The organism is Nocardiopsis sp. NPDC055879 (genome assembly GCF_053615935.1).
In genome coordinates this window covers 1-12,103 of sequence record NZ_JBSHCT010000013.1, presented here as the reverse complement: position 1 = coordinate 12,103, position 12,103 = coordinate 1, and the positions used below count along the sequence as shown (strand labels likewise).

At 67.3% G+C, this 12,103-nt stretch carries 11 protein-coding genes; 4 read left to right on the top strand and 7 right to left on the bottom strand.

Features of this window, described 5'->3' with window-relative positions; translation table 11 throughout:
* Window positions 1-40: 40 nt before the first annotated feature.
* Window positions 41-253, bottom strand: a complete 213-nt coding sequence (locus ACWGKS_RS16745; RefSeq protein WP_358513111.1) for a hypothetical protein — start codon at window positions 251-253, stop codon at window positions 41-43.
* A gap of 657 nt (window positions 254-910) precedes the next feature.
* Between ACWGKS_RS16745 and ACWGKS_RS16740 the strand changes: the two genes are divergently transcribed.
* The 3 genes from ACWGKS_RS16740 to ACWGKS_RS16730 all read left to right on the top strand — a co-directional run bounded on the left by ACWGKS_RS16740 (window position 911) and on the right by ACWGKS_RS16730 (window position 3,223).
* Window positions 911-1,510 carry a site-specific integrase gene (locus tag ACWGKS_RS16740; protein ID WP_452523225.1) on the top strand — a complete coding sequence of 200 codons (600 nt, stop codon included), beginning with the start codon at window positions 911-913 and terminating at the stop codon, window positions 1,508-1,510.
* A gap of 183 nt (window positions 1,511-1,693) precedes the next feature.
* On the top strand, window positions 1,694-2,395 hold the full coding sequence (locus ACWGKS_RS16735) for a DUF2637 domain-containing protein (RefSeq protein WP_452523097.1): 702 nt from the start codon (window positions 1,694-1,696) through the stop codon (window positions 2,393-2,395).
* 210 nt (window positions 2,396-2,605) lie between these two features.
* Window positions 2,606-3,223 carry a DUF2637 domain-containing protein gene (locus ACWGKS_RS16730; RefSeq protein ID WP_452523095.1) on the top strand — a complete coding sequence of 206 codons (618 nt, stop codon included), beginning with the start codon at window positions 2,606-2,608 and terminating at the stop codon, window positions 3,221-3,223.
* Here ACWGKS_RS16730 and ACWGKS_RS16725 read toward each other — a convergent pair.
* From ACWGKS_RS16725 to ACWGKS_RS16700, 6 genes are all read right to left on the bottom strand, one after another.
* Window positions 3,142-3,938 (bottom strand): IS5 family transposase gene (locus ACWGKS_RS16725; protein WP_452456074.1). Its coding sequence is split into 2 segments (ribosomal slippage): window positions 3,142-3,596 and window positions 3,596-3,938, totalling 798 coding nucleotides; the frame shifts between segments, so codons are not numbered across the junction. The genes ACWGKS_RS16730 and ACWGKS_RS16725 overlap by 82 nt on opposite strands.
* Before the next feature lie 587 nt (window positions 3,939-4,525).
* Complete coding sequence (locus tag ACWGKS_RS16720; RefSeq protein ID WP_452523094.1) at window positions 4,526-5,866, bottom strand: nucleobase:cation symporter-2 family protein; 1,341 nt, start codon at window positions 5,864-5,866, stop codon at window positions 4,526-4,528.
* A gap of 298 nt (window positions 5,867-6,164) precedes the next feature.
* Window positions 6,165-7,331, bottom strand: a complete 1,167-nt coding sequence (locus tag ACWGKS_RS16715) for a hypothetical protein (protein WP_452523092.1) — start codon at window positions 7,329-7,331, stop codon at window positions 6,165-6,167.
* A 3-nt stretch (window positions 7,332-7,334) separates the two neighbouring features.
* Window positions 7,335-8,579, bottom strand: coding sequence for a hypothetical protein (locus ACWGKS_RS16710; RefSeq protein ID WP_452523091.1), 1,245 nt, complete (start codon window positions 8,577-8,579; stop codon window positions 7,335-7,337).
* Window positions 8,576-9,277, bottom strand: coding sequence for a hypothetical protein (locus tag ACWGKS_RS16705; protein ID WP_358516013.1), 702 nt, complete (start codon window positions 9,275-9,277; stop codon window positions 8,576-8,578). The genes ACWGKS_RS16710 and ACWGKS_RS16705 overlap by 4 nt, the downstream gene beginning before the upstream one ends.
* A 50-nt stretch (window positions 9,278-9,327) precedes the next feature.
* Entirely contained in the window at window positions 9,328-11,013 is a 1,686-nt protein-coding gene (locus tag ACWGKS_RS16700) for an ABC-F family ATP-binding cassette domain-containing protein (RefSeq protein WP_358516016.1), read from the bottom strand.
* Window positions 11,014-11,231: 218 nt separating this feature from the next.
* Between ACWGKS_RS16700 and ACWGKS_RS16695 the strand changes: the two genes are divergently transcribed.
* The coding region (locus ACWGKS_RS16695; protein WP_452523088.1) for a trehalase-like domain-containing protein at window positions 11,232-12,103 on the top strand (872 nt) is incomplete at its 3' end.

Sequence of the window (12,103 nt, the reverse complement as noted above, 5' to 3'; positions counted from 1 at the left end):
GGCGCAGATGGGCCAGGAGGATATGGGCCGACAGATCGGGTTAGGCGATCACCACGAAATTGTCGATCATGGCCGGTGCGCCCCGCGCCTCCCGGGAGGGTCGGCCCAACACGTAGGGCGCCCGGGCCAGAACGGACCTGTGTGCTTTGTGGTTGTATTCACCGTCGTGCGTCGCCATGACCATGCCGTCGATGGGTTCCAGGACCGGACGGCCGTGGGGCAGGAAACGCTCCGGTGGTTCCGTGGCCAGCACGCTGCGCCAGTCCCTCGCCCGCACCACTGGTTCTGTTCGTCGACCCCGACGAAGTCGATGGTGTAGCGAGAGGCGAAGGCCGCCGTGCCATGGCTGGGCACGCGCCGCATCGGACTGTTGCGGACCGACCACCGTCCGGTGAACGGTAGAGCGAGAACGGTGACCGAGCCCATGTGTGCCCCCTCGACGCAGGTGCCCCTGTCTCGAAGTTATGCGGTCAATAGCCGTGTGACCAGGGGACACAATGCATGTGGCTGAGAGGGCCCGTGGTGCTGTGCAGGGACCGGGCCCGTTCCGGTCGATCCCTGCCGGGCCGCGACTAGTCCGTTTCGTGCCGAGTGTCATGGAGGTTCTGGCGTGTGCCGGGATCGCCTCCCGTCACCTGGGAAGTGGGGGAGCGACCCTGAAGGTCACTCACCCGTGGACACGGGGCATCGCCTCTATCTCGTTCTGGGGCGGACACTGGTTGTGGGGGTGTTCGTTATGTCTGGATCGGGTTGGGTGTACAAGCGGTGCGGGTGCCGTGGTGTGAGGGGTGTGAAGGCTCGGGAGGGCCGGTGCCCCGGGCTGTCTCGGCAGGGGCACGGGAGTTGGTATTTCGCGCTGGAGTTGGACCATCTCCCGGGTGGTCGGCGTCGGGTGCGTCGGGGTGAGGTCGTGGGGTTGCGCTGGCCCGATATCGATCTGGTGCGGGGGACGATGCGGGTGGAGCGCCAGCTGCAGTCCCATCAGGGCAGGTTGGTGGAGCTGGCTCCCAAGAGCGCGACGAGTCGGCGGATGCTGTCGGTGGACCACACCACCTTGGGGGTGTTGCGCCGCCACCAGTGGCACCGACAGCAGGAAGCGCGGGGGCAGGGGCGGGTGTGGGATTCGCGGGGGTTCGTGTTCACCGCCCTGCGGGGCGGCGCGCTGGCTCCGGAGCGGTTGTCACGCCTGTTTCGGAAGCTGAACATCTCCAGTGGGTTGCCGCCGGTGCGGTTGCACGACCTGCGCCATGGAGCGGTGACGTTGGCGTTGGCGGCGGGGGTGGAGCTGAAGGTGGTCCAAGCGATGTTGGGGCACGCGAGCATCGTGTTGACGGCGGACACCTATTCCACGGTGTTGCCGCAGGTGGCGCGGGAAGCGGCGGAGCGCACGGCGTGGCTGGTGCTGCGCGATTCGGGCAGAGCCCATCAGCGAGGAACTGCACGAAGGGTGCGTCGGGGGCCGGCTCCACCTTGGCCCCATCCTGGCCCCATCAGTGGGATCGGACGATGAGGGTGAGGCCGTTGCACCCCGTCTGAACTGGGGTTTTATGGCGCACCCAGCCCGACACAATGCGAACCTCCAGTCTGTGATCGAGGGACCACAGATTGAACTTCTCCCTGCTCACGCCAAGGTCCGCAGGGACGGGTACCACGGTTCGCGGGCTGAGCGTCAGGGCGCGGGGGAGTGAGTGCAATGACTTCTCCCCGTTGGTCCCGCTGGGTCACCATCGCCGCTGTGCTGCTGGTGCTCATCGCTGCGGTGGTGAGCTACAGCCACATGTACGAATTGGCCCTTCGCCATGGCGAGCCGGGGTGGCGCGCGGCTCTGTTTCCACTGTCAGTCGACGGCATGATCGTCGCCTCCTCGATGACGCTGTTGAGCGACGCTCGCAACGGCCGCAAGGGCGGGCTCCTGCCCTGGACTCTGTTGATCATTGGCTCGGGAGCTTCACTGGCAGCGAATGTCGCGGTTGCCGATGCGACGATGTGGTCGCGCATCATCCATGCGTGGCCCTCGTTCGCGTTGATCGGTGAGTATGAGTTGCTCATGCGCGAGTTCCGCACGGCGGCTGAGAGCGTACGCAATGCGAAAGCGGAGCGTACGCGCAGCGAAGACGACTTTCCTTTGCTTCCCGGGGAAAAGTCGCAGACGGAGGAAGCGGGACTGTACGTCGTTCGCGAGCAGGAGACGGGCGTGCTTGACGGTGCCGAAGAGACCCGTCCAACGCCGCCTGAAACCCAAGTCCGCGCATGGCGATGGGTTCTGGATCATCAGAGGGAGCACGGGGCATTGCCTACAGGGGATCAGATCGCAATGACCTTCGAGCACAAACCGCGCTGGGGCAGGTTGGTGAAGCAGCGTGGTCAGCGGGGGCGGCTAGGGGCCGCAGTCTGAGCAGGGGCCGTGCGTCCGACCGGGCTGATTCCTGCGGGAAGTGGGGGTTCGAGTCGGAGGGGGAGATGTCCGATTCTCCTATGGCCCCAAGGTAAGCACGACCTCACCTGAGCGTCGGGTCCGTCTGGTCACCGAGTTCGACCTGTCGGGCGGTGACCGGTGATGGATTCTTCCCGCTGGTCCCGCTGGACCACTATCGTCGCTGTTCTGATGCTGGCCGTGATCGCGGCTGTGGTCTCGTACTCGCACATGTACGAGTTGGCGCTGCGCCATGGAGAGCCCGAGTGGCGCGCGGCCCTGTTCCCGCTGTCGGTGGACGGCATGATCGTCGCCTCCTCCATGACCTTGCTCAGCGACGCCCGTAACGGCCGCAAAGGCGGTTTGCTTCCCTGGACGCTGTTCATCATTGGCCCCGGCGCTTCCCTGGCCGCCAACGTGGCGGTGGCCGACCCCACCATGTGGTCGAGGATCATCCATGCCTGGCCGAGCTTCGCGCTGATCGGTGCGTATGAGCTGCTCATGCGAGCGTTCCGCACGGCAGCGCGGAGCGTACGCAGTGCTGACGCAGCGCGTACGCACATGGGTGATGAACGTCTTCTCCAGGACCATACGGATGCGGAGACTGCTACTGAGGAGCCCCAGGGGGGTCGGCACCTGCATGTGGTGCAGGAGCAGGCTGGGGCCTCAGAGAACATCGATCCGGTTGAGGCAGGCACCCATGATCGGCTTCCCCCTAAGAGCTCATCTCATTTGGAAAGTCTGCGGAAGCAAATCAACGTGCAAGCGATACCGGTGAACGCGAGGAAGTGTTCGGCTTTGCGCTCGTAGCGGCGGTGGAGTCGGCGGCATCCGGCCAGCCAGGCCATGGTGCGCTCGACCTGCCAGCGGTGCCTCCCCAACCGCTTCGAGGATTCCACACCCTTGCGGGCCAGGCGATGGACGATTCCGCGTTCACGCAGCCATCGGCGCAGGTGGTTGTAGTCGTAGCCCTTGTCGCCGTGCAGCTTGGCCGGTTTGCGTCGCCTGCGGCCTCGCCTGGACCTGATGGGCGGTATCGCTCGCACCAGCGGTTGCAGCGCTTGGCTGTCGTGCAGGTTCGCACCCGAGATCGCCATCGAAATCGGAAGCCCGGTCCGATCGGTGATCAAGTGGATCTTCGACCCTTTCTTGCCCCGATCGACAGGATTCGGACCTGTCAGCTCCCCCCTTTGAGAGCACGCATGTTCACCGAGTCGACTGCACACCGCGACCAGTCCAGCTCACCACGGGAACCGAGCTCGACCAGCACCAGGCGGTGCAGCTTCGCCCACACACGGGCCCGGCTCCACTCAGTGAAACGCCGGTGTGCGGTAGGCCCGGAGGGGCCGAATACCGGTGGGAGTTGGGCCCACGTGCAGCCGGTGGTCGCCACGAAGATGATCGCAGCCAAGACCTCGCGGTCCCCGTGTCTGCGCCGCCCACCACCTTGAGGTCGGGTGGGTGCTTCGGGCACCACCCGCTGAAACAGTTCCCACAGTCCGTCCGGCACCAAACGCTCAACCATCGACACCGGTCCAGGTTATCGAGAATCCAAATGAGATGAGCTCTTAGTGGAGGATGGCTTCGCCGGACCAACTTCCAGTACCGGTTCTGGCGTCCGGCATGGGATGGGGACCCGAACGAGCAGGCATGGATGCGGCAGTCACTTGTTGAGGGGATCACGTTCCATGAAGCCGGTCGACACACTCACCGCACGTGGTTGGCTGAAGACGGGATCCCGGAGGTGGCGCGGGCCGCTCGATTGGGGCACAAGCTCCCGGGGATGGCCCAGGTCTATGAACACGTGACCCCCGTGATGCTGAAACAAGTACTCAGAGTGCTCGAAGCGCGGTGGCTAGGGAGCGTCAGCTCCCTGACCGAGGTGGAACGTGATCACCTCTTCGTGATGGCGCCCATACTCGAAGAGCAGTACCGTAAAGACATCAATGATGGGGTCCCTTCGGGGGCCACTGGGGGCTGATCTCCCAAATGTCTCCCATCCGGGAGACCGGCCCTTCAGTAAAAAGAATCAGAGCAACCTTCTGACCTGTGATGATGCCGGTGCGCCAGGCTTACATGTGCTTTGTGGTGTTTATGCCCGTCTGAGTGGGTTCAGCCCGCCGGAGCGGGTTCGGCCCGGCGCGCTCGACCGGTGCCGCCCAGCACGTTGAAGAACACGTTGAGCACCAGCGCGGAGGCGGTGGCGGTGACGATCCCCGAGTGCAGGATCATCGTCGCCCACTCCGGGAACCCGGAGAAGAAGTCGGGCGCGGCGATCGACAGGATCCCGAACCCGAGCGAGACCGCCACGATGACCAGGTTCTGATTGTCCTCGTAGTCCACCTTGCCGAGGGTCTGGATGCCCGCCGCAGCCACCGAGCCGAACAGCACCAGGCCGGCGCCGCCCAGGACGGGGGAGGGGATCATCGCCACGACCCGGCCCAGGATCGGGAACAGGCCCATCGCCACGAGCAGCACCGCTCCGGTGGCCACCACGTAGCGGCTCTTGACCTTGTTCAGCGCGATCAGGCCGATGTTCTGGCTGAACGTGCTGCCGGGGAAGGAGTTGAGCAGCGGGCCCACGACCGCGGTGAGAGCGTCGGCCCGAAGGCCGTCGGCCAGGCGACGGCCGTCGACCTTCGAACCCACGACCGTGCTGACGGCGAGGATGTCCGCCATGCCCTCGGACAGGATGACGACCATCATGATGCACATCGTGATGATCGCGGCGACCTGGAACTCCGGCTGCCCGAAGTGGAAGGGCGTGGGTAGTGAGAAGACCGCGCCCTCGCCCACCGCGGCGAAGTCGACCGCGCCCAGGGCGGCGGCCAACAGGGTGCCCAGCACCAGGCCCAGCAGGATGGAGGCCCTGCCCCACACACCGCGCAGCACCTTGGACAGCACCAGGATGATCAGCAGGGTCGCCCCGCCCAACAGCAGGCCCGTGTCGGTGGGGACGTTGTCCTCGGAGTTGTCGGTGATCCAACCGACCGCCACCGGGATGAGGGACAGGCCGACGACCGTGATCACGCTGCCGGTGACCACCGGCGGGAAGAAGCGGATGAGACTCGCCATCACCGGCGCGATGAGGACGCCGAACAGCCCGGCGACGATGGAGGCGCCGAAGACCGCGAGCAGGCCGTTGGACTCCCCGATCGCGGTCATCGCGGTCACCGGGATGAACGATGCGCCGATGACCAGGGGCATGCGCATGCCGAAGCGCCACACGCCCAGCGTCTGGATGAGCGTCATCAGGCCGCTGACCAGCAAGGCGGCGCTGATGATGAGGCCGCTCTCCACCGGATCCAGACCCACCGCCGCGGCCATGATCAGCGGTGGGGTGATGACCCCGGCGTACAGGGCGAGGATGTGCTGGACGCCGTAGGTGATCATCAGCCGCAGCGGTGGACGTTCGTCCTCGGGGCGCTCGCTGATGGCGGGGTCGGGCTTCATCGTGGTGGGGCCTTCCGGGATCGTGCGGTCTCGTCATGAATCATCGGATGATCCGAACAAGTGCGCAAATTAGGGGTGAACTCTTAGAGGAACACACCAAAGCGCACGGAAGTGGGTGAATGACCTTGGGTGATCGAGGGCGGTCGACCCGAACCCCCGAGAGAGACCCCGCATCCGTTCACCCGGCGGCCTTCCCGGGCCATCCCGGGGACGCGAACGGGGCCACGGATCGAACCCCGCGACCCCGCTCATCCCCGAATCGACGTGACGAAGAACGCCCTCTCGCCGCCGGCCAGGTTCACCCCCGGTCGTCACCCCGCAGCACCCGAGCCGCCAGGTCGGGGGCCAGCGTTCCGTACCCGGTCGCCGCCCACACGCTCTCCCGCGCCGGTACCGCGTAGTAGGGCACCGCGACGCGCCCGCTCGATGCCAGGACCGTCATGGGGACCCGGTGCTCCTTCAAGTCGCGTCGGCAGCGCGCACAGGCCCTCACCGTGACCGAACGGTGCGAGGCCGGCGCCCGCCAACGGGCCTTGCCCGTCTGGCCCTCGTGCCGGGGATCGAAGAAGCAGTGCCGCGGCGTGGAGTCGCCCGACAGCGCGGCCTCACAGTGATCCAGCAGCACGCGCGCGCCCACCAGATCCGCCATGTCCTCGGCCGTGTCCAGCACCTTCGCGGCCGCCTCGTAGGCCTCCAGAGCGGTGGTCGCCCGCGCGTGGTTCCCGGAGAACCGGGACACCCGACGGCCGTAAGAGACCAGCGCCGGCTCCAGTTCCCGCCGTGTGGTCTCCTGCTCGGTGGAGTCCACCGTTCCCACTACGGCCTCCGACAACGGCACCACCCGCAGTGGACGACGGGATCGGCGACGCATCCCCCAGACCACCAACGCGAGCAGCGGGAGCGCGGCCAGGCCCCACAAGAGGGCGGTGGCCAGACGCGGGTCGAGCACCGGACCCGCGGAAAGGCGTGCGTGCTCACGCGCCGCCACCCGTTCGTCCCCGAGCATGTCCAAGGCGACATGCAGACGTTCTTCCAGGTCGGCCCGGATCATGTCGGGCCGTTGTTCGAGCACCTCCAGGGTCTGGTCCAGCGCACCCTGGGACACCTCGGCTCGGTTGCCTCCGGAACGGGTCCCGACCACCGAGGTGCCGGCACCGACCGCCAGGAAGACACCCGGGTCCTCGCCCCGACCGGGCAGTGCGGTGACCATCGACTTCGGGGCCTCGCGCCATGGAGTCACCGCGATGTACACGTTCAGGCCCTCGTCGACGATGCGTTCGCGCAGTTCCCGAGCCTGTTCGTCGGAGAGCACGGCGTCCCTGGAGGGATGCACGTACACCGGGTCCTCGGCCAGGTGTTCGGCGACGGTCGACGGTGACAGTGAAGACTTCGTGTCGGCCATGGCCGCGGCTGCGGGCCACAGCACGAGCAGAACCAGCAGCAGAGCCGGAAGCGTTCGATACACGGGTCAGACTCCGATCAGTGCGCGGGCTCGCGCGAAGGGCTCCTGCTTGGCGAGGGCGACCCGCGCCCAGGGGTCGTCGATGTCGTGGATGGGCAGGAGACCCCGTGCGTGGCGGACGAGCATGGCCTCCTGTCGACGTACACGCGCGTCCAGGCACCTTTCGCAGACTCGCCAGTTACGCCGTCGGTTCTTGAGGTAGAAGGAGTGCGGTCGTGATGCGGGGCCATGCAGCGGATTGACCTGGCAGGGGATGGTCTCGCCTTCATGGGGGGAGACGAGTGCCCGGCGTCCCTGCCGGGCCAGGACCATCCCGCAGACCAGTGCGGTCACCGGAAGCCCCTGGGCGGAGCCGATCAGCCCGGAGGCGTCGTAGGCCTCACGGGCACGGGGAAGCCCCGGATGCCCAGCGGGGGTCGCCTCGAATTCACGGCGTAGGAGCAGCAACTCCCGGGCCAGCCTGCGCCGGATCCGCCACCGGGAGCCACGAGCCGCCACGGTGAACCACTTGCGTGCATGATGTGGCAGGTCGATGGAATCGAACCTCGGTCCGGGTGGTGGTGAGACATTCGTGGCGGACAACCGCAGCAGGACGAACGCGATGATCAGACCGACGATCGCCCCGGGAAGGGACAGGTCCCAGAATCGGGCGGTGTCCGACGCCGTCTCGTAGATCTCTTGGACAGGTGTGGGCGCTGCGTCCGAGGTGAGGGGAGTGGCCTCCACCGGTGTCCTCGGAGACTCCTCCAGCATCGCCAGGACGTTGGAGAGGGTCACCGCGGGGCGGGCACCGGGGCCGAGACCTTCCTCATCGAGAACGGGCGTGATGGGACTGTCGAAGGCGGCCGTGGCCGAACGCCCGTCGGTGGTCACCGCGACGTACACACCGTCGGCGCCGCTCACCTCGTGCAGGGCGTGCAGGAACAGGGTGGGCCGGCCGCCGGTCTCGTCGGTGGGCACGGAGGCGTACATGACCACGTACAACGGGACCTCGCCGTCGAACGCACCGGCCACCTCCGCACTCATGTCGCTTAGTTCCTCTTCGTCGACCGGCCGCATGGGCACCAGATGGCTCAGATAGAGGGGATCACTCCGTAGTGCCTCGGCCACCCGGGTGACCCGGGACAGGTCGGAGATCTCCTCGACACCGCGAGGCCCCTCGATGGAGGTGTCCGCGAGGACCGGTACGCCGGGAAGAAGGAACAGCATGGCCAGGGCGATCGGCCCGGCCAGGAGGCGGGGGAACTTCACGACATGCCCTCCCGACGTCGACGGAGTACCGTCACGCCCGCGACGACGATCAGGGCGACACCCACCATCGTGATCGCCGCACCCACGGTCGAGGGCCAGGTACGGGCGAGCCAACGCTGGGGAACCAGGCCCGGAGCGGCGGCGTCCGGTTCCTGGGTCCCACCCACCAGTTCGACGTATTCGCTCTGGGCCTTGGCAGTGCGCTCCTCCAGGTCCGCGTAGTCCGCGGCGCGCAGCATCCGGTCCAGTTGGTCGCGAGGGTCCTCCGGGTAGGCGCCGGTGTAGGTGGTGTAGATGGCGGCTGCTATGGGGAGACCCGAGTACTTCTCGATCGTCAGGCCCACGTGGTTGGTGTTGGGGGAGAACACCACCAACGACCTTTCACTGTAGAAGGCGACCGCATCGGTCAGCGCGCGCATGTCCTCGTCGGTGGGATGGGCGACGACCAGGACGTCGAGGTCCACCTCCGCCTCGGCCACCCGCGCGCGCAGGTCTTCCGAGACTTCGGACCGGTCCATGTACCCGGCGAGTTCCTCGCTGACGAACACACCGTCGTGATGGTCCAGCATGCGGGCGTAGAAGGCGGGGGAGGCCTCGGAGGAGTAGGCGTGGCCGGGGGAGACGGGCGCCATGACCACCACTGCGACCAGGGAGAGCAGCAGGGTCAGGGCGCGCGTCATGCCTGGGGGATGGCGCATGCGGTGCCTTCTTCGGAATCTTCGGTTGTCGAGTCCGAATTATGCCGGTTCTACCGGGCGCGCTCCACTCGGCCCTCGTCCCACACCGGTTTCTCGGCCTCGTAGACCCTCCCGTCCGCGCCGAACACCACGAACCGGTCGAAGCCGCGAGCGAACCATCGGTCGTGCGTGACCGACAGGATCGTGCCCTGGTAGAGCTCCAACGCCGACTCCAGCGCCTCGGCCGAGACCACGTCCAGGTTGTCGGTGGGTTCGTCCAGCAGCAGCATCGTGGTCCCCGACAACTCCAACAGCAGGACCTGGAAGCGCGCCTGCTGGCCACCGGAGAGCGTGTCGAAGGTCTGGTCGGCGCTGAGCGCCAACTCGTACCGGTCCAACGCCCGACCGGCCTCCTCGCGCGGCACCCCGCTCCGGGTGCCCTCGCCGTTGTGCAGGATGTCCAGCAGCGTGCGCCCGGCGAACTCGGGGTGCTCGTGGGTCTGCGCGAACCATCCCGGCCGCACCCGGGCGCCCAGCCGGGCCCGGCCCGAGTGGGCCACGGGTTCGATACGCTCCCGTTCCTCCTCGGGCACCAGCGACGACTCCGGGTCGTCGCCTCCGCCGGCCAACAGACGCAGGAAGTGCGACTTGCCCGACCCGTTGGAACCCAACACCGCCACCCGATCCCCGTACCAGACCTCCAGGTCGAAGGGGCGCATCAGCCCCGTCAGCTCCAGGCCCTCGCACACCAGCGCCCGCTTACCGGTGCGGCCGCCGCGCAACCGCATCCGCAGGTTCTGCTCCCGAGGTTGCTGTTGGGGCGGGCCCGCCTCCTCGAACCGGCGCAGCCTGGTCTGCGCCGACTGGTACCGGGAGGCCATGTCCGAGTTGTAGGCGGCCTTCTGCTTGTACATCGACACCAGGCTCTTGAGCTTGCCGTGCTCCTCGTCCCAACGACGCCGCAGCTCCTCCAACCGGGCGAAGCGTTCCCGTCTGGCCTCGTGGTAGGTCTCGAACGATCCACCGTGCACCCACACACTGTTGCCCGCGGCGCCCAGCTCCACCGTGACGATTCGATCCGGGACCCGGCTGAGGAGTTCCCGGTCGTGCGAGACGAACAGGACGGTCTTCGGTGAGGCGCGTAGGGCCTCCTCCAACCAGCGCTTGCCCGGAACATCCAGGTAGTTGTCCGGCTCGTCCAACAACAGCACCGGCGCCGGACCACGAAGCAACGCCTCGATGACCAGGCGTTTCTGTTCGCCCCCGGAGAGGGTGCGCACCTCACGCCAACGGCACTCGGTGTAGGGAACGCCAAGGGCCGCCACACAGCACTGGTCCCACACCACCTCGGCCTCGTACCCGCCGGCGTCGCCGTAACGCGCGATCGCCTCGGCGTAGCGCATCTGGGTCTTCTCGTCCTCGGAGAGCATCATGGCCTCCTCGGCCCGCTCCAGGTCCGCGTGGGCTCGTCGAACCGACGCGGGGGAGACCGACACCAGGAGCTCGTGCACGGTGGTGGCGTCCCGTACGTGCCCCACGAACTGCGGCATCACACCGAGCTCACCGTCCAACGTCACCGCGCCCGACTGCGGTACGACCTCACCGCGCACCAGCCGCAGCAGGGTGCTCTTGCCGGCCCCGTTCGCGCCGACCAGGGCGGTCTTGGAGCCCTCGCCGACCCGGAACGAGACCTCGTCCAGCAGCACCCGCCCGTCGGGCAGGGTGTGCGAGACCTGGTTGACGTCGACGTAACCCACGAATTCCCCTTCATCGTTACAACGCGCCCGCTCGCGTCGCCACCGCAGGCTTCCACGCGATCACGGTCCGAAGCAAAGGGTTTTCCCTGGTGGCGAGGGAGGCCCAGAACCTTAAGCCTTCCTTAGCCCACTCCTAAGATCCGATGAAACCCGATGTGCTCGTGCATCCCGCAGACCTAGCTTCGTCCCACCGGGAAGTTCACGAGGAAGGTGGCGGGATGACGCTCACACAGGGTGCGGCCGAACTCGAAACGATGCCGGAGATCCATCGCGACCTCGAACCGGGGGAGCGTCCGGTCTCGATCGAGCGCATGTCCATGCTGTCGAACCGCTCGTCCGTGGCCCTGCTCGGGCCGGACGCTCGGTTGCTGTGGTTCTGCCATCCCGAACCCGATTCCAACGCCCTGTTCGCCGAACTCCTCGGCGGACCCGAAGCCGGGGTGTTCGCCATCGGCCCCGTGCACGGGCGCATGCCCCTGGGGCAGCGCTATGTGCCCGACACCATGACCGTGCGCACCCGCTGGTCGCGGCTGGAGGTCACCGACTACCTCGCCCAGGACACCGAACCCGGTCGCACCGACCTCATCCGCGTGGTCGAAGGCTCCACCCCCATCGCCGTGGAGTTCGCGCCGCGTCCCGACTTCGGCCGCGCCCCGGTCCGTATCGTCGTCGAGGACGACGGACTGCGTGTCCACAGCACCGACGAACCCCTGGTGCTGCGCGCTCCCGGCGTCGAATGGCGAATCGAGCGCGAAGGCGGCCAGGACACGGCCCGGGCCACCATCCACCCCGTGCCGGGGGAGCCGATCGTGTTCGAGTTGCGCTGCGGATCGGATCTGCTCACCTGGCACCCCACCCCCGAACCCGAACGTCGGGCCCACACGGAGAAGGAGTGGACCAGATGGGTCCATGAACTGTCCCTGCCCGGTACGGAGAGTTCGTTGGCGGCCCGATCGGCGTTGACCCTCCGCGGCCTGTGCACCCCCACCGGCGGAGTCATGGCCGCCGCCACCACCTCCCTACCCGAGGAGATCGGCGGAGTCCGCAACTGGGACTACCGGTACTGCTGGCTGCGCGATGGCGCCCTGAC

What these genes read in the sequence shown, in the direction of transcription:
- ACWGKS_RS16705 (WP_358516013.1), bottom strand. Translation starts at nt 9,277, where the DNA reads ATGCGCCATCCCCCAGGCATGACGCGCGCCCTGACCCTGCTGCTCTCC.
- ACWGKS_RS16735 (WP_452523097.1), top strand. Translation starts at nt 1,694, where the DNA reads ATGACTTCTCCCCGTTGGTCCCGCTGGGTCACCATCGCCGCTGTGCTG.
- ACWGKS_RS16730 (WP_452523095.1), top strand. Translation starts at nt 2,606, where the DNA reads ATGCTGGCCGTGATCGCGGCTGTGGTCTCGTACTCGCACATGTACGAG.
- ACWGKS_RS16720 (WP_452523094.1), bottom strand. Translation starts at nt 5,866, where the DNA reads ATGAAGCCCGACCCCGCCATCAGCGAGCGCCCCGAGGACGAACGTCCA.